Below are 21943 nucleotides of genomic sequence, written 5' to 3' on the forward strand. Positions count from 1 at the left end.
CAATGAGTGACCAAAATAATCAGGCACAGCTTCAGATAGAGCTGGATGAGAAAACAGCTGAGGGAACATACAGTAACCTTGCGATCATCAATCACTCTGCTTCTGAATTTGTTGTGGATTTCGTAACGATTATGCCGGGCGTGCCTAAGGCTAAAGTGAAATCCCGCATTGTATTAACGCCACAGCACGCTAAAAGGCTGCTAAAGGCACTAGGGGAGAATATCCACCGCTTTGAAGCCACTCACGGCCAGATAAGCGATACGGAACAACCCGCTATACCTTTGACCTTTGGTCCTGCAGGACAGGCTTAATAAAAATAGAAAACCCTTTCAGTAATGAAAGGGTTTTTTTATTGGGTTCGGTGATTCTATAAAATTCTTGATACTGCTGATCAGTTAAGAAGAAAGCTTCTAAAATCAGAATTAGAAGAATTTACCTATTACTGGTATTTTCTTGAGTATTATGCATGCTACTAATGTTGCTGTTGTACAAAACAGCACAGAAGAAATAATCCCCACAACAGGGTTAACAATATTCCATGTAAATCTATTATTTATCATTATTGTCAATACCAAAGCATGTGCAAGATATATTGAATAGCTATGTTGAGATAAAATATCCCTGAATTTTGTGGCTAACGGATTTCTGATTTTTGAATTGTATATCCACAAATAAGCACCAATACTTTGAATTACTACATTTAATGTGTTATAACCGAAGTAAAGGTCCCTCATCTCATTTTTAGTGTAGCCAAAATAGAAGATAATGAGGAATGACGAGAGTGTACCAATTACAAACATCGCAAAACCCAGCTTGCGTTTATCGATAGGATATTTATATAAGTAATGCCCCAGAATAAAATACCCAAGATAATCAATAGCAACCGGAAAATACAAATTTGGGAATAGATCATTAAGTGCATACCCTTTTATAAAGTTGTAAATCAACCATAAAAAGAGGAAATACTTTATATTCTTTTTATTCGCTGATTTTACATAGGAACGTATTATAGGTGTCATTATATATAGTCCTATCAACATGTAAATGTACCAAAGATGATAATAACTCCCATTTTTAAGGCTGTAAAAGCAATGTTTAAGAAAGTCTATAAAGTTTTGTTCAGTTATAAGTCTTTTTAAATTATAGGAGAAGCATATATAAATAAGACTATATAGAAGGAAGGGATATAGAATGTGTACCAGCTTTTTTTTCAGGAATACCGATGTTTCATAATCTTTATTTAGCAACAGGGCACCGGTTATCATTACAAAGACAGGAACACAAAAGCGCAATGATTCAAAAATAGCTGAGATCCACCAATCCGTAAAGGGTACGGTCTGAATATTATAAGTTCCGGGAGCTGCTACATGCAGGGTTATGACACTCAATGTAGCAAGTACACGGAGGTTTTCTATCCATTCAATTTTGTTCATAAGCTATAAGAAAAAAATGTGTTTTGATACTTTAGTTTATAAGATTAGGTCGCTCTTAAAAAAAAGTACTGGGATAAATATAAAGATTACTGTCCAAAATAGTCTTATTATTTTATTATGGCGAACAATAGCATTTATAATTTGCTTATCAGTTCTATTGTCCTCGATTGGTAATGGAATACAAAATTGAAACGATCCATTCATGATTTTTCCTTCGTCGCCAACAAATAGGCCACCCAAATCTTCTTTATAGTCAGGATCTTCTATGTATTTTAAAAATAAAAAATCTTTGTACCTATAATAGACAAGAAGTATCAAGGCTATGATAATTATCGAGAAGGAACTTATCGTAAGAATGATTATAATTTTCATGATAAAAATGTAGTGCGAAAATAATTATTATAATCGGATTTTGTCAATAATTCCAAATCCGCTTCCTTTCCCCATCAACAATATTTCCTTAACTTTGAAGCTATCACTAAAACTATTTTCCGTTTCCCATGTCCAGTATCATTCAATTACTTCCTGACCACGTTGCCAACCAGATAGCTGCCGGAGAGGTGGTGCAAAGGCCGGCTTCCATCGTTAAGGAATTGCTTGAAAATGCTGTCGATGCCGGCGCTACTGAGGTAAAACTGGTGGTTAAGGATGCCGGAAAAACTTTAGTTCAGGTAATAGATAACGGAAAGGGTATGAGCGTTACCGACTCTCGCCTTTGCTTTGAGCGCCATGCAACTTCTAAAATTCGCCATGCCGAGGATTTGTTCTCATTGCATACAAAGGGCTTTAGGGGAGAAGCTTTGGCTTCCATTGCTGCGGTTGCCCATGTGGAGATGAAAACCCGCCAGGAACAGGACGAACTGGGTACGCACATCGTTATCGAAGGAAGTAAATTTGTTTCCCAGGATGTTGCCGTGCTGCCAAAAGGAACGTCGTTTTCAATCAAAAATCTTTTTTTCAATATTCCGGCCCGCCGAAACTTCCTTAAGAGCGATACGGTAGAGTTTCGCCATATCGTTGACGAGTTTGAGCGTGTAGCTTTGGCGCATGCTAATATAGGCTTTATGCTGTACCACAATGGCAGCGAGATGTTCAACCTGCCGGGGTCTAATCAGCGCCAGCGTATCGTAAATATATTTGGAGGCCGTACTAATGAAAAGCTGGTTCCGGTTTCTGAAAGTACCGAGATCGTAAACATACAGGGATTTGTCTGTAAACCTGAATTCGCTAAGAAGAACAGGGGAGAGCAATTCTTTTTTGTAAACGACCGATTTATCAAAAGCGGTTACCTTCACCATGCGGTGATGGCTGCCTATGAAGGCTTACTGAAAGATGGCTCACAACCGGGATATTTCCTTTATCTTGATGTGCCACCTAATACTATAGATATCAACATACATCCAACAAAGACTGAAATTAAGTTTGATGATGAGCACGCGCTATATGCGATATTGCGTTCTTCTATAAAACACAGTCTGGGTCAGTTTAATGTGGCTCCGGTGCTTGATTTTGAACGTGATGCCAATCTTGACACGCCCTACAACTACGAAAGTAAAGAGGCTATAATGCCAATGGTTCAGGTAGATAGGAGCTATAACCCTTTTGCCGATGAGAAACCTGCTAAAAGCAGTTCAGGTTCGTCTTCGTCATCATCTTTCTCATCTTCTGGACGAGGAGGGTGGACACCTTCATTCAAAAAAGAAAAAGCACCTGTATGGGAAAGCCTTTATACCGGACTTTCGGAAGCGGCTGAAGAAATAACTCCCGTTAATGAGATAAGTTTCGAATCGGAGGAAGTGACAGGTTCGCTTTTCAATGATACCGAAGTAGAACAGGCAGTTCAGAAGACCTATCAGATCCATAAAAAATATATAGTAAGCCCTATTAAGTCGGGTCTTTTGATAATTGACCAGAAGAGGGCGCACCAACGCGTGCTTTACGAACAATTCCTGACTAACATTACCGTACACCATGCGGCAAGTCAGCAATTGCTTTTTCCGTTAATGTTATATTATAATATGTCGGAACTTGCTTTAATTCAGGAAATGCGTGGTGCTTTAGAGAATACTGGCTTTGTTTTTGCAGAGTTTAATAACGACCATATAGTTGTATCGGGGCTTCCGGTGAATGTTGCTGAAAGTGAGGTTTCTATACTTTTAGAGGAGCTTTTAAATGATCTTCAGCAGGAAGTGCCTGACAGCAGTTTTAGCCAGACTGATAGCATTGCCAAGTCGATGGCGCGCAGTCTTGCGATTAAAACGGGTGTAATTATGCCTGAAAAAGAACAGGAAAATATGGTCAATTCGCTTTTTGCCTGCAAAGAGCCTAATGTGTCACCTTTTAATAAACCAACTTTCATCACCATTAGTGTGGAAGACCTTGATAAACGATTTGCAATATGATGCGCATTACCGAAACTGTTAAACAGTTGATTATTATTAATATCTTGTTTTTTGTAGGTACCCTTATTGTTGGTGAACCTGCACAAAAAATTCTGGCATTACATTTTCCTTTAAACTCTGAATTTAAGATTTGGCAGCCATTGACATATATGTTTATGCATGGTGGTATCATGCACATACTGTTCAATATGATGGGGTTATGGATGTTTGGTTCCCTGCTTGAAAATGTATGGGGGGCTAAGAAATTTATTTTCTTTTATCTTTCCTGTGGTATTGGGGCGGCCCTCTTGCATATAGGTATTAATTACATTTCTTTTTATCAGGGATTATCTATATTGCAGGATAATGGTTTTGAGAAAGCGGAAGTCCTTAGATTGCTTGCTGAGGGTAAATACAACAGAGAATGGGAGAATCTTTTAAGTCCTGCCCAATTCAGTGATTTTATGGGAGCTTATCTGACACCTACTGTTGGTGCATCAGGTGCAATTTATGGTATACTTGTAGCGTTTGCCTTTATAGTGCCTAATGCAGAACTGATGCTTTTGTTTTTACCAATCCCTATCAAAGCTAAATATTTTGTTCCGGGATTACTTGCCATCGACTTATTTTTAGGACTTAAAGGACAGGCGATATTTGGCGGAGGTGATGGTATTGCTCATTTTGCCCATCTGGGCGGGGCTTTGATTGGTTTTATCATGATGTGGTACTGGAACAAAAATCAATTTAATAATAATCGCTGGAATTAATATATGGGTATCATAGATGACCTAAAGATGGAATACCGCATTGGCGGTATTGTTCAGAAGCTTATTTATTGGAATGTTGGGCTTTTTGCCATTCCAATGGTAGTTTTCAGTATTCTTGCACTTTTTGGAGTGCAGGTACCTTTCCTGCGTTGGGATATGCCATTTACTGTCGATTGGCTTAGTCTTTCGTCAGATCCTGTAAATCTGTTATGGAAGCCGTGGTCGCTTATAACCTATGCTTTTTTACATGCAGGATTTATGCATATTCTTTTCAATATGCTAATGCTGGTTTTTGCAGGAAGGTTATTCCTTACTTTCTTTACTCAAAAACAATTGTTTGGTGTTTACTTGCTTTCAGCAATCTTTGCAGGGCTTGTGTACATACTAAGTTATAATACACTACCTATGCTTGCCGGTAGCGGAGTTTCTAAAATGGTTGGTGCTTCGGCAGCTATTATGGCTATTCTTATAGCTACAGCGGTTTATTCCCCACAATATGAAGTGCGGTTATTGCTAATAGGAACTGTTAAGTTATGGCATATAGCGATTGTTTTTGTATTGCTGGATCTTATTTATGCTTCGGTTGAGAATTCAGGCGGTCACCTGGCACATCTTGCCGGTTCGCTTTTTGGTTTTTTGTATGTAAAAATGCTGCAAAACGGTACCGATCTTACTAAAGGTGTATCGGCTGCGCTTGATTTTTTCACCAACTTATTTAAACCGGGTAAAAAAACGCCATTTAGAGAAGTGCATCGCAATCCTACGCCTAATCAGCGTGCAACAGCAAAACCTCAAAAAGATATTACACAAAAGCAAATTGACGATATACTTGATAAGATAAGTAAGTCGGGATACGATAGTTTAACCAAAGAAGAAAAAGAATTTTTATTTAAAGTTGGTAAATAATAAGTAGATTTGAGTTAAGCGTATACTATGAAAAAGCTATCGGGATTCAATAAGATGATGTTTGTGTTTAATATGGTTTTGACCGTATTGACCTTCATTGCCTATATACTTCCTTTTCTGGCACCAAAGCTTTTTCCAATTCTTTCGGTATTTACATTGGTCATGCCACTAATGCTTGTACTGAATTTTTTGTTTTTTATGTACTGGTTGCTACAGACCAAGCGCCAAATGCTTCTTTCCGGACTGGTTCTTCTTTTAGGGATTACATTCGTTAGCAAATGTTACCGTTTTTCTTCTAAGAACTTGCCGGAGGACAAGGCAGATTTTAAATTACTAAGTTATAACGTAAGGATGTTCAATCTGTATGAATGGCTTCCCGATACCGACATTCCTCAAAAAATAAAAGATTTTGTAAAGGAACAGGATGCTGATATTGTTTGCCTTCAGGAGTATACTAAGCGTGGTAACGTAAGGTTTTCTGGCTACAAACATAAATTTATTTTTGGACGGGATCGTCTTAGCGGTCAGGCAATATTGTCTAAATATCCCATTATAGACAGTGGACATATTGAGTTTCCTGATTCAGGCAATAATGTTGTTTTTGCCGATATTAAAAAAGGTAAAGACACACTAAGGGTATATAGCATGCACCTACAGTCGGTTAAGATAAGTCCCGATATACATGAGACTATTGATGAAGAAAAGTCTAAGATTATTTTTGGACGTTTAAGTGATGCGTTTAAAAAACAGCAACAACAAGCTGAAATTTTTGATCAGCACAAAAAAGATTGCTCTTATCCGATGATTATTTGCGGCGATCTTAATAACAGTGCTTTTTCTTATGTTTACCGAAGTGTAAAAGGTAAAATGAAAGATGCTTTTGAAGAAGCTGGGAAAGGCTTTGGAAAGTCTTATAATTACAAATATTATCCGGCAAGGATTGACTATATATTTACCGACAGGCGCATTGATGTTAAGCAGTATACCACTTTTGATACTTTTGCCTATTCAGATCATTTTCCGGTAATGACTCGTCTTGCTTTTAAGGAAGAGGAAGAGTAGCTACAGTTCCTGATTCTTTAAATACTCCATGGCATAACGACCCTCGTTAAATAACAGATCAAGTATGCTCAGGTTGTTGATAAAACCATGTTTTTCTTCAAATACTTGCGTGTAAGGTTCAAAATTTGCGGTGTCTTTTTTGCCATTAGCCAAATGGCGCAAGTCATTTATACCCTTCACCTCATGGAAATATTCTGTTGTCTTTTCGTATGAAAAATCCATACCCAAACATGAGGTAACAATTTCCATAGCCTCAAAATTCAAATCCATCATGAACTCGTGTTTTTTCTCGAATATAGGCCTTATATCGTCTTCAAAATACTCGAAGAAGGGAGAAGTCCTGTAAGCGGCTTCAAGCGATTTAAAATGCTGTTTTTGCCAATCGAATGCATGTTCAAGACGGGTGTCCTTAAATTTTTGGTGTGCCGTTTTAGAATGTTTAACAGGAATGTTTAATAGCTGCATACCATTAGGACTGTATATGTACATCCTGTTACGGTTGGTTTGCTTCTGAAAGTTATCCTCAACTTCAAAAGTTATAGCATCAACTTTCGCCATTGCTACAAAGTGACTAATTGAAGGGAAATATGTAGGGTGTATTAATATGTTCATTTGGTTATTCGGTTATTTGATTAAACTAAGAAGATTTGAAAGTGACCTGTGTGATCATTTTCAAATCTTCAAATTGAATAATTTTCAAATTTAATTACGCTTCCTTCTCTTTCCTTTTTTTCCAAAAGTAGCTTCCAACAAACCATACTGCCAGAGCAATCAGGAAATATTTAAGGTAGGATACGGGTTCGCCATCACCACCTACAGTAGTAAAGAATCTTTCCCAACGCGGTTTCATTTTACCATCTAAGCTCATCCAGATAAACACCGGTTTTCCAACGATGTGGTCTTCAGGTACAAATCCCCAGTAGCGGCTGTCTTCTGAATTATGACGGTTATCTCCCATCATCCAGTAGTAATTCTGCTTAAAAGTATAAGAAGTTGCTACCTGGCCATTGATACGGATATCATCACCATTTACTGTAAGCTCATTATTCTCATATTCTTTTATAATCATCTTGTACAGAGGAAGTGTTTCCTTGTTCAATGCAACAGTTTTACCTTTTTCAGGGATAGTAATCGGTCCTATATTGTCTACAGTCCATGTTGGCTGATTATGAGGGAATAAAGCTGTTCCTTCGTCACCTGCTTTTGCCACACGTCTTGTTACTGCCTTTACGCCCGGATAGCTTTTAAGTCTTTCTGCACTGTCTTTGGTAAGTGAAATGAATACATAAGTACTGTCATTAACTAAGCCATGACCGTCAGTAATATCCAATTCTTTCTGAAGGTACATTTCGTTGATCTGAGTACCTCTGTCTACATATACAAAATAAGAGTATTGTGGTTTTGCTCTGTCTGAAAGTATAAGTTCTTTACCATCAATAAATACGATGCCGTCTTTTAGCTCAAATTTATCTCCGGGTGTTGCCACACAACGTTTTACGTAGTTAGATTTTTTGTCAATTGGTTTACGTATACCAATGCTGTTTTTATCCCTAAAGAATCTCACAGTATCTATAGGCCAGTTGAATACCACAATATCATTCTTTTCAACTTTTTCAAAGCCGGGAAACCTGAAATACGGTAACTGAGGTTTATTGAAGTAAGATTTTGTATGGATCAATGGTATAGAGTCATGTACCATTGGTGCCGCAATAGTAGTCATAGGTGTGCGGGCACCATAATTGAATTTGCTTACAAAAAGGAAGTCGCCTACTAATAGCGTTTTTTCCAATGAAGAAGTAGGAATGGTAAATGGCTGCATAACATAAGTATGTACAATAGTTGCAACAACTACAGCAAACAGTAACGAACTTAACGTACTGTCTTTTTTCTCTTCTTCAGGAGTATATTGTGCTGTGCCGCTATAGTTTAAAGCATAAATATATAGCCCAAGCGTAACAATACCAATTATAGCATCTGTTGATGTTTTTTTACCAAATGCTTTTAGGGTAAGTACCCATACAACAGGAAACATGATCAGGTTTACAATAGGTATGAACAACAGGATGGTCCACCAGCGTGGCCTTCCGATGATTTGCATTAAAACCATCGCATTATATACAGGTACTGCGGCTTCCCACGGTTTTCTGCCTGCTTTTTCATATAATTTCCATGTGCCTGCAAAATGTATTACCTGTACAGCAAGGGAAAAAATAAACCATTGTAATAGTGTCATCGTCTGTAAGTTTTTATATATATGTATACTTTCTTGGCAAAATGTTACTACAAACCTAAAACATCTTTCATCGTATAGATGCCTTTTTTACCATAAAGCCATTCAGCGGCTACAACGGCACCAAAAGCAAATCCTTCGCGGCTGTGTGCAGTATGTTTAATTTCTATTGAATCTACTTCGGAGTCATAAAAAACACTATGTGTGCCCGGAATTCCTTCTTCACGAATAGCATCGATATGAATTTCATCTTCTTTAGCGTTTTCAAGTGCCCAGCTCGAGTAGTCTGAGTTGGCAATAATGTCATTAGCAAGCGAAATAGCAGTGCCGCTTGGAGCATCGAGCTTTTGAAGGTGGTGTATTTCATTCATCGAAACCTTATATTGTTTAAGGTTACTCATCATCTTGGCAAGATGGGTATTCAGTTCAAAAAAGATATTTACACCAAGGCTAAAGTTAGAACCGTAAATAAAAGCACCTTGTTTCTGTTCACAAAGTTCAACCATGTTGTGATAGTGTTCCAGCCAGCCTGTTGTTCCTGAAACTACAGGTACATTGTTATTAAGACATGCAGAAATATTTTCTACAGCAGCATCAGGAATACTAAAATCGATAGCTACATCGGCATTTTCAAGACCGTCAAAAGTATCTTCAGCATTTTTTCTCAATACAATTTCGTGTCCTCTTTCTAAAGCGATTCTTTCAATCACTTTCCCCATTCTTCCGTAGCCTAATAATGCGATTTTCATGTTTTAAAATTGGTAACTGAGCTTAAAGCCCATATTATATTTGTAATCTATGTCGTTTTGCTGCATTTCGGGACGCAGCGAGAGGTTTTCATTTACGTTAAACTGCATTAGGTGTGCGTTTACGTTAGCCTCAACTATTTGCAGTACATAAAACCCGGCAGTAAGTAGCGCCGAAAGATCCCTGTTCTTCTGGTGGAATTTCTGACCGCGGACAAGCCTGTCCGGATCAGTAATTACAGATAGTTCTCCCTTGGGTGTTTTGCCTTGTAGCAAATCTTTGTATGCGTCACGGTATTCGTGATATTTTTTATTATTCCATGCATAAAAGTATATGCTGGTACCCATAGCGCCCCATACAATAGGTGATTTCCAGTACCTTTTGTTGTATATCTGTCCGCCTCCGGGAAATACAGCCGAATAGAAAGCGGCTTTAGCCGGAGCCAGTGGGTTAGGAGCCGGATAACTTTTTGGAAGTTTTGTTGAATCTTTCTCTATTATAAGTACTTTTTCATCCTGTGCCAGCGCATTAAAGGAGGAAAGCAATAAAAGAGAAATAAATATTAATGACAGCTTCTTCACTAACCGTTTATAAGTTTAATGATTCTGTTGAAGTCTTCTTCTGAATGGAAAGGTATAGTAATCTTACCTTTACCTTTAGCATCTACTTTTACATCTACTTTAGCGCCAAAAAATCCGGTAAAAGCTTTTTTCTGGTCATCCTGTACTGTGAATGAACTGCTTTTTACTGCTTTTGCAGCAGATGGCAATAGGCTCTCATGGTAATTTTTCACCAAAGCTTCAGTCTCTCTTACTGATAGGTTTCCGCTAACAATCTTTTGGTAAATATCAGCCTGAGCATCGTGATCTTCGATATTGATGATGGCACGGCCGTGTCCCATACTGATAAATCCGTCACGGATTCCCGTCTGGATTATTGGGTCAAGTTTTAATAATCGAAGGTAGTTAGCGATTGTAGAACGTTTTTTACCTACACGGTCACTCATTTGTTCCTGAGTAAGCTGTATCTCGTCTATTAGCCTCTGGTATGAAAGGGCTATTTCTATAGGGTCAAGGTCATGACGCTGAATGTTCTCAACAAGAGCCATTACCAGCGATTCGTTATCGTCAGCAAGACGAACATAAGCAGGTACAGTAGCGAGTCCTGCAAGTTTCGAAGCGCGAAGACGTCGCTCTCCCGAAATTAACTGGTATTTGTTGTAATCCAGTTTTCTTACGGTAATAGGTTGTATTACACCAAGTTCTTTTATCGAGGTGCTAAGTTCCTTAAGCGTTTCTTCGTTAAAGTTAGTTCTGGGCTGAAAAGGATTTATTTCAATAGCATCAAGTTCAAGCTCAATGATATTACCTACAACTTTATCAGCACCTGCATCCTCAACCGATTTGATATCGTTGTCCGGATCTTTTAATAATGCTGATAAACCCCTGCCCAGTGCTTGTTTTTTAATTGCTTTTGTCATAAACCTACTCTTGTACTACTGTGTTTTTCTTTATAATTTCTTCTGCAAGGTTAATGTAATTTACAGCACCTTTGCTCGTTGCGTCATAATTGATAATGCTTTCACCAAAACTTGGTGCCTCACTAAGTTTTACGTTACGTTGTATCACGGTATCGAAAACCATATCATGGAAGTGCTTTTGTACTTCCTCCACCACCTGATTAGACAGGCGAAGGCGGGAATCATACATAGTCAATAGCAATCCTTCGATGTCAAGTTGAGGGTTGTGTATTTTTTGTACGCTTTTTATCGTGTTCAATAACTTTCCAAGACCTTCAAGGGCGAAATATTCGCACTGGATAGGGATAACAACAGAATCTGCTGCTGTCAGGGCATTAAGGGTAAGCAAACCTAATGAAGGAGCACAGTCGATAAGGATATAATCATATTTATCCTTAACGCTTTCTAGTGCCTGTTTAAGCATATATTCCCTGTTTTCTTTGTCTACAAGTTCGATTTCAATAGCTACAAGGTCAATATGCGCAGGAATTACCCATACATTGGGCGAGTTGCATTCCAGCGTCGCTTCTTCCGGAGTATTGCTATGTTCCAGTATCTGGTAGGTGCCTTTTTCTACGGTTTCTACATTAATACCCAGTCCCGAACTGGCATTAGCCTGAGGGTCAGCATCTATAAGTAATACTTTTTTTTCAAGTACACCCAGCGCAGCGGCCAGATTTACAGAAGTAGTTGTTTTTCCTACGCCCCCTTTTTGGTTGGCAATGGCAATAATCTTACCCATTTGTGATTGTAAATTTTGAACCGTAAAAATACAATTATTTATGGTTTATGAAAACGGAATTTGTTAACATTAGACAAATATAAAAGCCCCGCGTTTTTACGTGGGGCTTTTGGTATAAGACTGGCGAATCTATGACTTATTTGATGATTAGTTTTTTAGACTCAGAATAGTTTCCTGATTCAACTTTTACGATATACATACCAGCTGAAAGATCAGAAAGGTTAAGGTTTTGAGTTCCCTGATTTAATGTTGAAGAGAATACGTTAGCACCTGTAAGAGTAAATACATTAACTGTACCGTTTGCCTCAAGATTGTTGTTGATAGTTACGTTTCCGTCTACAGATGGGTTAGGGAAAATGCCGAATGTAGTTTTGTTAAGGTCGTTAATACCTGCTACTGCTTCAGACCATTTTACATTGTCAATTAGTGCAGCTGTGTGAGCTATGCTTCCAATAATTTTGAATCCAATATATTTTTGGCCCTCAGTAGCTGTTATAGCTATATTAGTATGGTTAGTTAATTCATCAGCTATGATGATTGGATCTCCGGAAGCAACGAATGTTGTAGTGTCAGTATTGTCACTAAAGGTTCCTAACTGGATAGTAACTTCACCAGGTGCTGGACCTGCGCCCATAACTACTCTGTCTGAATCAAAAGATAAGTTGTAGCTTCCGCCAAGTGATGTAAGTTCCGGGCTTATTAGGAATGAATCTGTATTTGGAGCTCCTGAAGCATAAAAAGTCACAAAGTTTTCGTTTTCTGCTCCGTCTATGTAGAGCATTGCTCCATTAGTTATTGTTGACCAACAATTTTCGTTAACATCTGTAAATGAGTTGAAGTCTTCGTTAAGCGTTGCAACAGCAGCACATGGGGTAGCCGGTATCTCAGACCATTTTACGTTATCGATAGCAACTGCATTGTGCGTACCTGTACCGATAATTTTGAAAGCAATGAATTTTTGAGTTTCTGATGCAGGGATTACAATATTAGCATGTGTTTCAGAAGTTTCAGTTACAACGAATGGTTCGCCAACAGCAACAAAGTTTTCAAAATCACCCGCAGTAGCTAGAGTACCTACCTGTACAGTCATGTCTCCTGCTGGGAAACCGTTTTGACCTGCCAGTTTGAAAGTATCGAACGAAAGTTCATGATTACCGTCAATTGTAGAAAGTTCTGGAGTCACAAGGAAGCCTGCTGAACCTGCTGCTGTCATGTTATAATAGGCAGCATATTGATTTGTTTGGTCCTGACTTGCAGTAGTGTAAACAAGAGGTGATGCTGTAGCTGACCAGCAATACTCGCTGATAGCATTAAAAGATGGTGTAAAGTTACTGAAATCCTCATCAAGAGTTGTAACAGCAGGGCATGGGTTTGGAATTTCGTTGTAAACTACGTTATCCAAAGCCGCTGCATTGAAAGCATCTGCTGATAAGAACTTAAATGCGATATATTTTTTTGTTTCTGATGCCGGGATTACAATGTTAGCATGTGTTGTAAGTTCTGCTGCGATAGTGTAAGCAGAACCAATCGCTTCAAAATCTGTAGCGTCAGTTGGGCTTGATACTAATCCTACTTCAACAGTAACAACACCTGTTGGTGTTTGTCCACCTTGTCCTGCAGGTTTGAAAGTGTCGAAAGAAAGCTGGTGTGTTCCATCAACTGTAATTAACTCAGGGGCAATGATGTAACCCGCTACGTTAGCTCCTGTCATGTGCGTGTAATAAACAGCATATTGGTTTGAAGGTGTTCCTGCTTCAGCTGTATAAATCCATGGGCCTTGTGCTGCTGCACCTATAGAACTCCAACATTGTTGTGGGAATGCCTGAGCTGAATTACTAGTAATTGTAAAATCAACAAAGTCTTCATTTAGTGTTGCTACTGCTTCACATTGTGCATAAGAAGCGATACCGGCGAAAAGAGCAGCTACCAGAAGTAGATTTTTTTTCATTTGATATTTTATTTAGATTTATTAAAAATAATTTATGCCGCAAATATATAAATTTATTTAAACTAAGTCTAAATAAATGATTTGATTTTTTATAAGTATGTTATTGTTAAAAACCCGTGATATTGTTTGAATAGAGGATGAAAAAAGAGATGTTTTAAATACGAAGTTTGTAGAATTGTATAAAAAAAGCTCCTGATCTTAAAATCAGGAGCTTTTTAAAATTCAGAAAATGTCTGTTTATTTATTTTTTTTCGCTTTAATCATGGCCTCAAGCATATCCCACATTTCTTCGGGTATGGCCTCAAGTAAATTAAATTGCCCTGCGCCTTTAAGCCATTCTCCACCATCAATAGTTATCACTTCACCGTTTACATAGGCAGAGAAGTCTGAAACGAGGTAAGCTGCAATATTGGCTAATTCCTGATGATCACCTACACGTTTTAACGGTACTTTTTTAGCCAGGTCAAATTTATCTTTCAAATCGCCGGGCAATAACCTGTCCCAGGCACCTTTAGTAGGAAAGGGGCCCGGTGCAATCGCATTTGATCGGATGCCGTATTTGGCCCATTCTACAGCCAGGCTTCGTGTCATTGCCAGTACTCCGGCTTTGGCGGTAGCACTTGGCACTACGTAGGCAGACCCTGTCCATGCATAAGTAGTTACTATATTAAGGATAGTCGATTTTTCCTGTTTAGTATCTATCCAGTGTTTCCCAAATGCAAGCGTACAGTTTTTTGAGCCTTTAAGCACGATGTCTATAACGGTATCAAAAGCATTGGCAGATAAACGTTCTGTAGGTGAAATAAAGTTACCCGCTGCATTGTTAAGCAAAACGTCAACCCTGCCATATTCTTTTAATACGGCCTGAAGCATATTTTCTACCTCTTCATAATGACGTACGTCGCATTGCACTGCCAGACATTTACCTCCTGTTTCTGCTTCCAGTTCCTGTGCGGTTGTTTTAAGTTTTTCAAGATCGCGGGAAGTAATGGCAACCTTAGCACCGAGTTCCATAAAGTATTTGGTCATCGATTTACCAAGGCCGCTGCCTCCACCGGTAACCACAATTATTTTGTCCTTCAATGCATTATCGCGAAGCATCTTATCTGTATAAGCCATAGTTTGTATTGTAAGTGTTTGTTTGAGAAATTAAATATATAAAAAAGTATGCATACATAATATATTTGATGTAAAGTATTATTCCTGACATACTGATTCAGTGTTTGGTATTGTATGCAAAGTCTCGAGTGCATCAATTAATAGTTTCTTTGCTTCACTAAAATCAGAGTCTGTAAAAAGGGGAGTGCCAAGGCCTAATATATTACCTTCTGATACAATGTTTAAAAAGAGCTGTGAAACTACTTCACTGTTTTTACCTTCCGGTAAATCAAAACTCCAAAATACTGCCTTTTTGCCTAATGAAGGCAGGAGTATAATTTCACTGGTAATAAGAAGAGAACGGGTTGCAAAAATGTTTCGGAGATGTTCCTGTTCAGTTGTTATATATCTTAATAATAGGGGTTCGTCATCATTTTTCTTGTCTAAATAGTTCAATTTGTCAAGTAAGATATACTGAAGAGCCGTTTCGTTAATATTAATAATATCGGGGTTTTCGCTTAAGTCTACATCACCTTTTAGTGCTATGGCATACAATAAATCATTGTCCGGTATTATCCAGTATGCCATACTGTTGTTGCATTTTACAAGTGATTGTGCCGGTAAGTTTGTGATGAATAATGCCATTACAATCCTTAAAATAAGTTTAAATGGTTTCATAATCACTGCTTTTAGACTCTAAATGAGTATTTATTTATAAATTTAGCTATTATTTCTAAAATATTAAATGTACTGGCTGTTAATGTGTTGTAAAAAAAAAGATATGCACCGAGGAAAATATTCTTTTTTAGACTGTTTAAGTTTTAAAATAAGTGTTTTATCTTTCAGCCGGCTAAACTACTAAATGAAACGTAATGAAAATTTTACTTGCTGATGACCACAGTGTAATAAGACAAGGTGTCTCTTTAATGTTAAGAGACGCTTTTGATAGTCTTGAAATTGAACAAGCGGACAGTTTTTATGAAACACTGAACCTTGTTAAGGATATTGAGTTCGACTTACTTCTTTTGGATATAAATTTACCAGGAGGCGATACAGATACTATGATCGCTGATGTAAGGGGGCTTCAGAGTGATTTAAAAGTACTTATGTTTTCGGCTTATGATGAAGACCAGTACGGCCTTCGTTATTATCAGGCAGGTGCTCAGGGTTATGTTAATAAACTAAGCTCCGAAGAAACAATTCTTCAGGCTGTGAATGCAGTACTGGATGGAGGCCTGTTTTTTGGGAATTCATTAGGGGCTCCATCTGTAAAATCTATAAATCCTTTAGAGACGCTTTCGGCCAGAGAACTTGAAATTGCCGGTATGCTTGTAAAAGGTGAAGGTAACCTTGAAATCTCTAATAAGTTAGGGATAGGTATGTCTACAGTGAGTACTTATAAAAGCAGGATATTTGAAAAACTAGGAGTGACCAATGTTTTAACAATGGCAGAAAAATACTGGCATTATAAAAACTAGTTTGGTCGCATAAAGTTTATTGTTATAGTTGTCCCTTTTTCGGAGGAAGTTATATACAGGCTTCCTCCAATGATAACTAAAAGCTCAATAATCATGTGCAATCCCATTCCGGTTGGTTTTCCGGATGGCTTATTGCCCAACGCAAGATTGTTGTAAAAATTCACCATTTCAGCACTCATCCCTTTACCGGTGTCCGTGACGGTAATAGATAATTCATTATCCTTTTGTGATGAGGTTATGGTGATACTTCCGTCAAAGGTATGCTTTAGAGCATTGTCCAGCAGATTGTGCAAAACTATCGACAGTAAGTGTCTGTTAATTGTAATGAACAGGCTGCTGTCAGTATAATTGTATAGTTTTGTTTTTGCAGCTGTGGCTATGTTTTTAAAGAATGTTATTTTTTCCTCTGCAAGATTTCGGATAGAGTAGGGTTCCGATTCGGTATTATTCAAATCAGTTTCCTTTGCATACTCAAGGAAGTTGTCAACAAAATGATATAATTGTGTCGATGAGGTATGTATAGCTTTTACATCCTCTTTTTCCACTGATCCTGTCTTTTCCAGATTATTATACAGATATTTCCCGGTAAGAGCTATAAACTTTAGGGGACTCTTTATATCATGTGTTATAGTCTTTATAAGGTTTTTGTGGTTTTTTACCTGTACACTAAGGTCTTCTTTTGTTTTTCTCAAAGTCAAAACAGTAGATTGTAACTGTTCTGTTCGTAGTACCACCTGTTTTTCAAGCTGTATGTTTTTATGTTTGATGTAACGAATCCTAAGTTTCACAGATAAGTATATTACAAGTAGCCCCAAAGCAATAAGTACAACGGTAAACCAACCTGTTTGCCAAAAAGCAGGTGTTATGCTGAATTGTATGTCTTTGTAAATGTACTTTGATCCAAATCCGGATAATTTGCGAATTTTTAAGGTATATTCCCCCGGAGGTAAAGTAGAGAAAGATACATTGGTTTCGGTCATAGGTGTCCAGTTCTGAACAACAGGACCTTCAAGCCTGGTTTCAATATTTTGATTATAAGCATTCCCGAAGAATGGACTGCTGATGAAGAATTTGATTTTCCCAAAATGCCTGTCAAATACAAATTTGGAATTATTATAAGCGTGAGTAGTTGAATCAACCTCTATTTCATCAAGATAAATACCACTGTCGGGCAATCTTTTGTGAACACTCAAAGGATTAAAGTACACAATCCCGTCCATGGAAGGGAAAAATATAGTTTTTTGGTTCACGTTTACGCCACAAGGTGTACAGCCACCATTGAATTCGTTATTAAGGAACCCAAGGCTTTTATCGTATAAATTATAGTAAACGGTTTTTGTTTTGTTATCTGCATAATCAAAGAGATCTTGCTTTTTTGCTGCAAAAAGCCCTTTATTGGTTGTTAGCCACATTACCCCTTCCTTGTCTTCAATAATGCAGTGCGTTGTAAGGAGGTAACCATACCTGTCTTTTGGCATATGCGTAAATTTGCCTTTTCGGTAAAGGAAGAAACCATTATTATAGGTGCCTAACCATATTTCACCCGGACTGGAGGCATAAATGCTTCTAACATGGGTGGTGCTGCTTATTTCTTTTACTCTTTCGGTTTTTTTTGTGTTAAGGTGAAATTTGTAAAGTCCTCTCCATGAACCACACCATAGTGTTTTTCCGTCTACCTCTACAATTTCAGTTGGTGGGAAATCAATTTTTGAAATAAGTTGAGGTACAGGTGAATCTTCATCAGGATTTATGGTATATAATGCTCCTTTATCTGCCTGGCTATATGCTCCTATGTAAATGTTTCCATTTGCTCCTTTGGCAATGCATCTTGCAGAACGGTTTAGATCCCAGGTGTTAAATTTTTTAAAGTTACTTTTTTTAGTAAATCGGTATACTGAATTTAGTTTTTTTGTCCAGATATTACCGTTTTTATCAGTAAGAACTGCAAACTTATCGCTATATTTTTCAATATCTATTGCTGACTTTTCGCCTTTATCGCTAAAAATTTCTCCTGTAGATGTTAGTATTTTATTGTCTCCAAGTTGGGTTAAGGCATAGTAAATATTACTATTGCCATTACTTTCTTCATTTGGAGCAATATTATGCCGGAAATCGTTACGTTTTACAACGAGAAGCCCTTTGTTGCTACTGCCAAGATATAATACTTCGTTCTTTTCGTCGTAATATGCAGATACAATGTTGTTTGCTTTGTAATTAAAACCCTCAAATATTAATTCTTTCGTAAGGTGATCATTTGTCTTTCGAAGGTAAAACAATTTGTCATCAGAAAACAGGAAGGCTTGTTGGGCAATATTGTTTGAGAAGATTTCAATTTTTTTAGTGAAGTCATACCCGAATTTCTGAAAGCTCTTATGTATTTCTGAAAATAAAGAATATTCATTTTTTTCATTAAGGATATACAGGTCACCCGAGCTTACAAAAAATTTATCGGATTGATTAAAGATATGTTTTTTTTGCTGAGTCAGCTTGTAATTTGAGTTGTAAATGCTAACGCTATCCTGTGTGAAAATATAGGTTCTGTCCTTCACAGAAATAGCAAGAGGTTTTTGTCTTTGCTTATAATAATCCTGAAAGTAAGCATCTCTGCTCAATAGTGTATACAGTTTTTTGCGATACTTTATGGTATCCATGTTTTTCACGGCTCTTTCATGAATCAAAAGTGTTTCCGATCTTTCGTTGAGTATGATAATGCTGTCTTTTGCAACACTGCCGGTAAATAGCAACATTCTGTTGGAAGAAAGTCCCTTAGTATTCTCAGAATTATAGATGTTAAAGTTTTGACCATCATACCTTACAATTCCGTTTTCAGTAGAGAGCCAGATGTATCCATATTTATCAGCAGTAATTGATTTTACACTATTTTGAGGTAAATGTTTGCTGTCTGCAGAAAACCATTGGTAATTGTAGTTTTGCTGCGCTAGCATTTGCTGGCTAAATAGCAGCAAAAGGAGTATTTTTAAGATATAATTACAAAAAAGCTTCATTGGTCAAGGCTTGTGCGTCAAATATACTAAAGACTGTTCGAAATTGTATGAAAAGTTCATAAAAGTATTAATTGGGATTAAAGTTTGAAATTACTGTATCAGAGTTTTTTTGATTTTTTTAAACTGAATTGATAGTTTTAAGCTAAACTGACATGTAATTTGTAAGTGAATTAGGCCTTAATTTGTTGTTCGTTAATTCCGGATAAGAGCTTTTTTAATCCGAAATTTATGAGAATAATTCGATTTCGGGCAATTTTTGCAGGTTTAGGTTTTTCAATACTCCGTTTACCGATATATAGTATGCGTTTACCGTGTTTTTTTGCTGTTTCCTGTTGTATATCATACATTTGTATCAGTTTAGTATGGTAGGCGAATAAGGGTTTGTCTATATTTAATCTATGCTAAATCAGCTCATATTGAGTCAAAAACCCGATTGAGTTTAACGTTTAATTAAGTTTTTTTCGCATCTTTGCACCATAATTAATAATTAAAATGAACAGTAAGCTGCCCCCAAAGTATACTATTCTATTTTTATTACTCTTTATTTCAATCTCGAATAAAGGAGGAATGGCTCTGTTGAAGAGCATTGAGCTTTACCCTGCCGACACGGCTGCGACGGGTGAGGCTTTTTTTGTTCCTGCTTCTACTTCAATTGTCGCCGGTGGTTCTTCATCGGTTTTAGAGTCTTATCAATGGTATGCTGATATAGTTCACTATATCTAGTACTGAGGGATTTTTTACACAAGGGCAGTTTTTTGTTATTAGGTTCTGAGGGATGCGAATTGATGCAAAACCGGGGCTTTAAATGATAAAAATAAATTTAGCATACCCCCAAATATTAAATTCTATTTACAATGAAAAGACTATTACCTGTATTATTGATACTCTTGGGTGTTTACACAGCCAACGCCCAGGTAGGTATAGGTACTACAACACCTAATCCTTCTGCCCAGTTACAAATTGTTTCTGGCGATAAAGGTGTTTTAATACCTCAGGTTCAGTTAACCAGTACTACCGATACTACGACTATTACCAATGGTAACGTTCAGAGTTTATTGGTGTACAACATTACCTCTAATAGCCAAATCAAACCTGGCTATTATTATTGGTACGTTAATAAGTGGTACAGGCTTTTGTCTGACGGAGATGCAGGTCAGGGTGATTCTGCACAGCCTATTATCGATAATGGTAACGGTACATATACCTATACTAATCCTGATGGGTCAGTTACTACAATTGATGTTCCGGGTAATCAAACCCTGACTTTTCTTGTTTATAACCCAACGGCTAAAACTTTGACTTATACAGCAGAGAACGGATTTAATACAGTTATAGATCTTGATGCGGTTGTTAAAGCTTCCGAAACAGTAACTACTTTAGTTGATAATGGCAACGGAACTGTAACTTTTACTAATGAGGCTGGTGTCGCTACTACGATTAACCTGGCAGGAGGTACACAAGGTGTTGGTATAGCTAGTACAGTTGATAACGGAAATGGTACATTTACTCTTCATTATACAGACGGAACGTCATTTACCACTGCAAATTTAACAGGGCCTCAGGGTGCTGTTGGTGCAATTGGACAAAGTGCTTACCAAACTTGGTTGAATGCAGGTAATACTGGGACAGAAGCTGACTTTTTAGCAGCACTTCAGGGTGCGGCAGGAGCAGTAGGAGCCTCAGGTGTTGGTATTCAAAATGTGGTTAATAATGGTGATGGTACATTTACAATTAATTTTACGGATGGTACTTCATTTACAACGTCTAGTTTCTTAGGCCCTCAGGGGCCTGTAGGTGCAACTGGTGCTCAGGGACAAGCTGGTGCAATCGGTGCTACCGGAGCCGACGGAAAGGGTATTGCTAGTACAACGGATAACGGAAATGGTACATTTACGATCAATTATACAGATGGTACTTCATTTACCACTTCAAACCTGACAGGTCCACAAGGAGCAACAGGTATGCAAGGTGTTGCTGGAGCAACGGGAGCAGATGGAAAAGGTATTGTAAGTACAACAGATAACGGAAACGGTACATTCACGATCAACTTTACAGACGGTACTTCATTTACCACTTCAAACCTGACAGGTCCTCAGGGAGCAACAGGAACGCAAGGTATCCAGGGTCCACAAGGAGCTACAGGAAACGATGGTGTTGCCGGTCCTCAGGGAGCAACGGGAGCAGATGGAAAAGGTATTGCAACTACAGTTGATAATGGTAACGGTACATTCACTATTAACTATACAGACGGTACTTCTTTCACTACTTCAAATCTAACAGGTCCTCAGGGAGCAACAGGAACACAAGGTGTTGCCGGAGCAACGGGAGCCGACGGAAAGGGTATTGCTAGTACAACAGATAACGGAAATGGTACATTCACGATCAATTATACAGATGGTACTTCATTTACCACTTCAAACCTGACAGGTCCACACGGAGCTACAGGAAACGATGGTGTTGCTGGTCCTCAGGGAGCAACGGGAGCAGATGGAAAAGGTATTGCAAGTACAATTGACAACAATAACGGTACATTCACGATCAATTATACAGACGGTACTTCATTTACCACTTCAAACCTGACAGGTCCACAAGGAGCAACAGGAACGCAAGGTGTTGCCGGAGCAACG

The 21943-nt window shown here is 37.9% G+C and carries 19 protein-coding genes; 8 read left to right on the plus strand and 11 right to left on the minus strand.

The window, feature by feature from the left end:
- Positions 1-2: 2 nt before the first annotated feature.
- Entirely contained in the window at positions 3-311 is a 309-nt protein-coding gene (locus tag ACFSR3_RS13710; RefSeq protein ID WP_114756578.1) for a DUF3467 domain-containing protein, read from the plus strand.
- Positions 312-422: 111 nt separating this feature from the next.
- Here the strand turns inward: ACFSR3_RS13710 and ACFSR3_RS13715 are convergent, their stop codons facing one another.
- Positions 423-1433 (minus strand): acyltransferase, encoded by a 1011-nt coding sequence (locus tag ACFSR3_RS13715; protein ID WP_379821726.1) that lies wholly within the window; start codon positions 1431-1433, stop codon positions 423-425.
- A 500-nt stretch (positions 1434-1933) separates the two neighbouring features.
- Here ACFSR3_RS13715 and mutL point away from each other — a divergent pair, with 500 nt between their 5' ends.
- Genes mutL through ACFSR3_RS13735 form a run of 4 tightly spaced genes read left to right on the plus strand, consistent with a single transcriptional unit; the run spans position 1934 to position 6549 of the window.
- Positions 1934-3835 (plus strand): DNA mismatch repair endonuclease MutL, encoded by a 1902-nt coding sequence (mutL, locus tag ACFSR3_RS13720; protein WP_379821727.1) that lies wholly within the window; start codon positions 1934-1936, stop codon positions 3833-3835.
- Entirely contained in the window at positions 3832-4581 is a 750-nt protein-coding gene (locus ACFSR3_RS13725; protein WP_379821730.1) for a rhomboid family intramembrane serine protease, read from the plus strand. The genes mutL and ACFSR3_RS13725 overlap by 4 nt, the downstream gene beginning before the upstream one ends.
- A gap of 3 nt (positions 4582-4584) precedes the next feature.
- A complete protein-coding gene (locus tag ACFSR3_RS13730; protein ID WP_379821731.1) occupies positions 4585-5487 on the plus strand; it encodes a rhomboid family intramembrane serine protease in 903 nt (300 codons plus the stop codon).
- A gap of 27 nt (positions 5488-5514) precedes the next feature.
- Positions 5515-6549 carry an endonuclease/exonuclease/phosphatase family protein gene (locus ACFSR3_RS13735; protein ID WP_379821733.1) on the plus strand — a complete coding sequence of 345 codons (1035 nt, stop codon included), beginning with the start codon at positions 5515-5517 and terminating at the stop codon, positions 6547-6549.
- Here ACFSR3_RS13735 and ACFSR3_RS13740 read toward each other — a convergent pair whose 3' ends face one another.
- The 9 genes from ACFSR3_RS13740 to ACFSR3_RS13780 form a co-directional block, all read right to left on the minus strand.
- Entirely contained in the window at positions 6550-7161 is a 612-nt protein-coding gene (locus ACFSR3_RS13740) for a WbqC family protein (RefSeq protein WP_379821735.1), read from the minus strand.
- A gap of 94 nt (positions 7162-7255) precedes the next feature.
- On the minus strand, positions 7256-8782 hold the full coding sequence (lepB, locus tag ACFSR3_RS13745; RefSeq protein ID WP_379821736.1) for a signal peptidase I: 1527 nt from the start codon (positions 8780-8782) through the stop codon (positions 7256-7258).
- Positions 8783-8829: 47 nt separating this feature from the next.
- Entirely contained in the window at positions 8830-9528 is a 699-nt protein-coding gene (dapB, locus tag ACFSR3_RS13750) for a 4-hydroxy-tetrahydrodipicolinate reductase (RefSeq protein WP_114756587.1), read from the minus strand.
- Between the two features lie 3 nt (positions 9529-9531).
- Entirely contained in the window at positions 9532-10107 is a 576-nt protein-coding gene (locus ACFSR3_RS13755; RefSeq protein WP_379821738.1) for a DUF5683 domain-containing protein, read from the minus strand.
- Complete coding sequence (locus ACFSR3_RS13760; RefSeq protein ID WP_379821740.1) at positions 10107-11006, minus strand: ParB/RepB/Spo0J family partition protein; 900 nt, start codon at positions 11004-11006, stop codon at positions 10107-10109. Before ACFSR3_RS13760 ends, ACFSR3_RS13755 begins: the two co-directional genes overlap by 1 nt.
- Positions 11007-11010: 4 nt before the next feature.
- A complete protein-coding gene (locus tag ACFSR3_RS13765) occupies positions 11011-11787 on the minus strand; it encodes a ParA family protein (RefSeq protein WP_379821742.1) in 777 nt (258 codons plus the stop codon).
- Between the two features lie 136 nt (positions 11788-11923).
- Complete coding sequence (locus tag ACFSR3_RS13770) at positions 11924-13735, minus strand: T9SS type A sorting domain-containing protein (protein WP_379821745.1); 1812 nt, start codon at positions 13733-13735, stop codon at positions 11924-11926.
- 237 nt (positions 13736-13972) lie between these two features.
- Complete coding sequence (locus ACFSR3_RS13775; protein WP_379821746.1) at positions 13973-14854, minus strand: SDR family oxidoreductase; 882 nt, start codon at positions 14852-14854, stop codon at positions 13973-13975.
- Positions 14855-14932: 78 nt separating this feature from the next.
- Complete coding sequence (locus ACFSR3_RS13780; RefSeq protein ID WP_379821748.1) at positions 14933-15511, minus strand: hypothetical protein; 579 nt, start codon at positions 15509-15511, stop codon at positions 14933-14935.
- 194 nt (positions 15512-15705) lie between these two features.
- On the opposite strand from ACFSR3_RS13780, the gene ACFSR3_RS13785 reads away from it, so the two are divergent.
- A complete protein-coding gene (locus ACFSR3_RS13785; protein ID WP_114756592.1) occupies positions 15706-16311 on the plus strand; it encodes a response regulator transcription factor in 606 nt (201 codons plus the stop codon).
- On the opposite strand, the gene ACFSR3_RS13790 is transcribed toward ACFSR3_RS13785, so the two are convergent.
- Positions 16308-19316, minus strand: coding sequence for a sensor histidine kinase (locus tag ACFSR3_RS13790; RefSeq protein WP_379821749.1), 3009 nt, complete (start codon positions 19314-19316; stop codon positions 16308-16310). The genes ACFSR3_RS13785 and ACFSR3_RS13790 overlap by 4 nt on opposite strands.
- 567 nt (positions 19317-19883) lie before the next feature.
- Between ACFSR3_RS13790 and ACFSR3_RS13795 the strand changes: the two genes are divergently transcribed.
- Both ACFSR3_RS13795 and ACFSR3_RS13800 read left to right on the plus strand, forming a co-directional pair.
- Positions 19884-20039 carry a hypothetical protein gene (locus ACFSR3_RS13795; RefSeq protein ID WP_379821751.1) on the plus strand — a complete coding sequence of 52 codons (156 nt, stop codon included), beginning with the start codon at positions 19884-19886 and terminating at the stop codon, positions 20037-20039.
- Between the two features lie 131 nt (positions 20040-20170).
- Positions 20171-21943, plus strand: a 1773-nt coding sequence (locus ACFSR3_RS13800; RefSeq protein ID WP_379821753.1) for a beta strand repeat-containing protein, incomplete at its 3' end; no start/stop codon positions are given.

Origin of the sequence: Flavobacterium suzhouense, from assembly GCF_042684765.1 — a bacterium.
In the GTDB taxonomy this organism is placed as follows: domain Bacteria; phylum Bacteroidota; class Bacteroidia; order Flavobacteriales; family Flavobacteriaceae; genus Flavobacterium; species Flavobacterium suzhouense.

Coding starts and splice junctions, on each gene's coding strand:
- ACFSR3_RS13790 (WP_379821749.1), bottom strand. CDS start 19,316: ATGAAGCTTTTTTGTAATTATATCTTAAAAATACTCCTTTTGCTGCTA.
- mutL (WP_379821727.1), top strand. CDS start 1,934: ATGTCCAGTATCATTCAATTACTTCCTGACCACGTTGCCAACCAGATA.
- ACFSR3_RS13740 (WP_379821735.1), bottom strand. CDS start 7,161: ATGAACATATTAATACACCCTACATATTTCCCTTCAATTAGTCACTTT.
- dapB (WP_114756587.1), bottom strand. CDS start 9,528: ATGAAAATCGCATTATTAGGCTACGGAAGAATGGGGAAAGTGATTGAA.
- ACFSR3_RS13730 (WP_379821731.1), top strand. CDS start 4,585: ATGGGTATCATAGATGACCTAAAGATGGAATACCGCATTGGCGGTATT.
- ACFSR3_RS13760 (WP_379821740.1), bottom strand. CDS start 11,006: ATGACAAAAGCAATTAAAAAACAAGCACTGGGCAGGGGTTTATCAGCA.
- ACFSR3_RS13770 (WP_379821745.1), bottom strand. CDS start 13,735: ATGAAAAAAAATCTACTTCTGGTAGCTGCTCTTTTCGCCGGTATCGCT.
- ACFSR3_RS13795 (WP_379821751.1), top strand. CDS start 19,884: ATGGCTCTGTTGAAGAGCATTGAGCTTTACCCTGCCGACACGGCTGCG.
- ACFSR3_RS13775 (WP_379821746.1), bottom strand. CDS start 14,854: ATGGCTTATACAGATAAGATGCTTCGCGATAATGCATTGAAGGACAAA.
- ACFSR3_RS13715 (WP_379821726.1), bottom strand. CDS start 1,433: ATGAACAAAATTGAATGGATAGAAAACCTCCGTGTACTTGCTACATTG.
- ACFSR3_RS13785 (WP_114756592.1), top strand. CDS start 15,706: ATGAAAATTTTACTTGCTGATGACCACAGTGTAATAAGACAAGGTGTC.
- ACFSR3_RS13710 (WP_114756578.1), top strand. CDS start 3: ATGAGTGACCAAAATAATCAGGCACAGCTTCAGATAGAGCTGGATGAG.
- lepB (WP_379821736.1), bottom strand. CDS start 8,782: ATGACACTATTACAATGGTTTATTTTTTCCCTTGCTGTACAGGTAATA.
- ACFSR3_RS13765 (WP_379821742.1), bottom strand. CDS start 11,787: ATGGGTAAGATTATTGCCATTGCCAACCAAAAAGGGGGCGTAGGAAAA.
- ACFSR3_RS13735 (WP_379821733.1), top strand. CDS start 5,515: ATGAAAAAGCTATCGGGATTCAATAAGATGATGTTTGTGTTTAATATG.
- ACFSR3_RS13780 (WP_379821748.1), bottom strand. CDS start 15,511: ATGAAACCATTTAAACTTATTTTAAGGATTGTAATGGCATTATTCATC.
- ACFSR3_RS13725 (WP_379821730.1), top strand. CDS start 3,832: ATGATGCGCATTACCGAAACTGTTAAACAGTTGATTATTATTAATATC.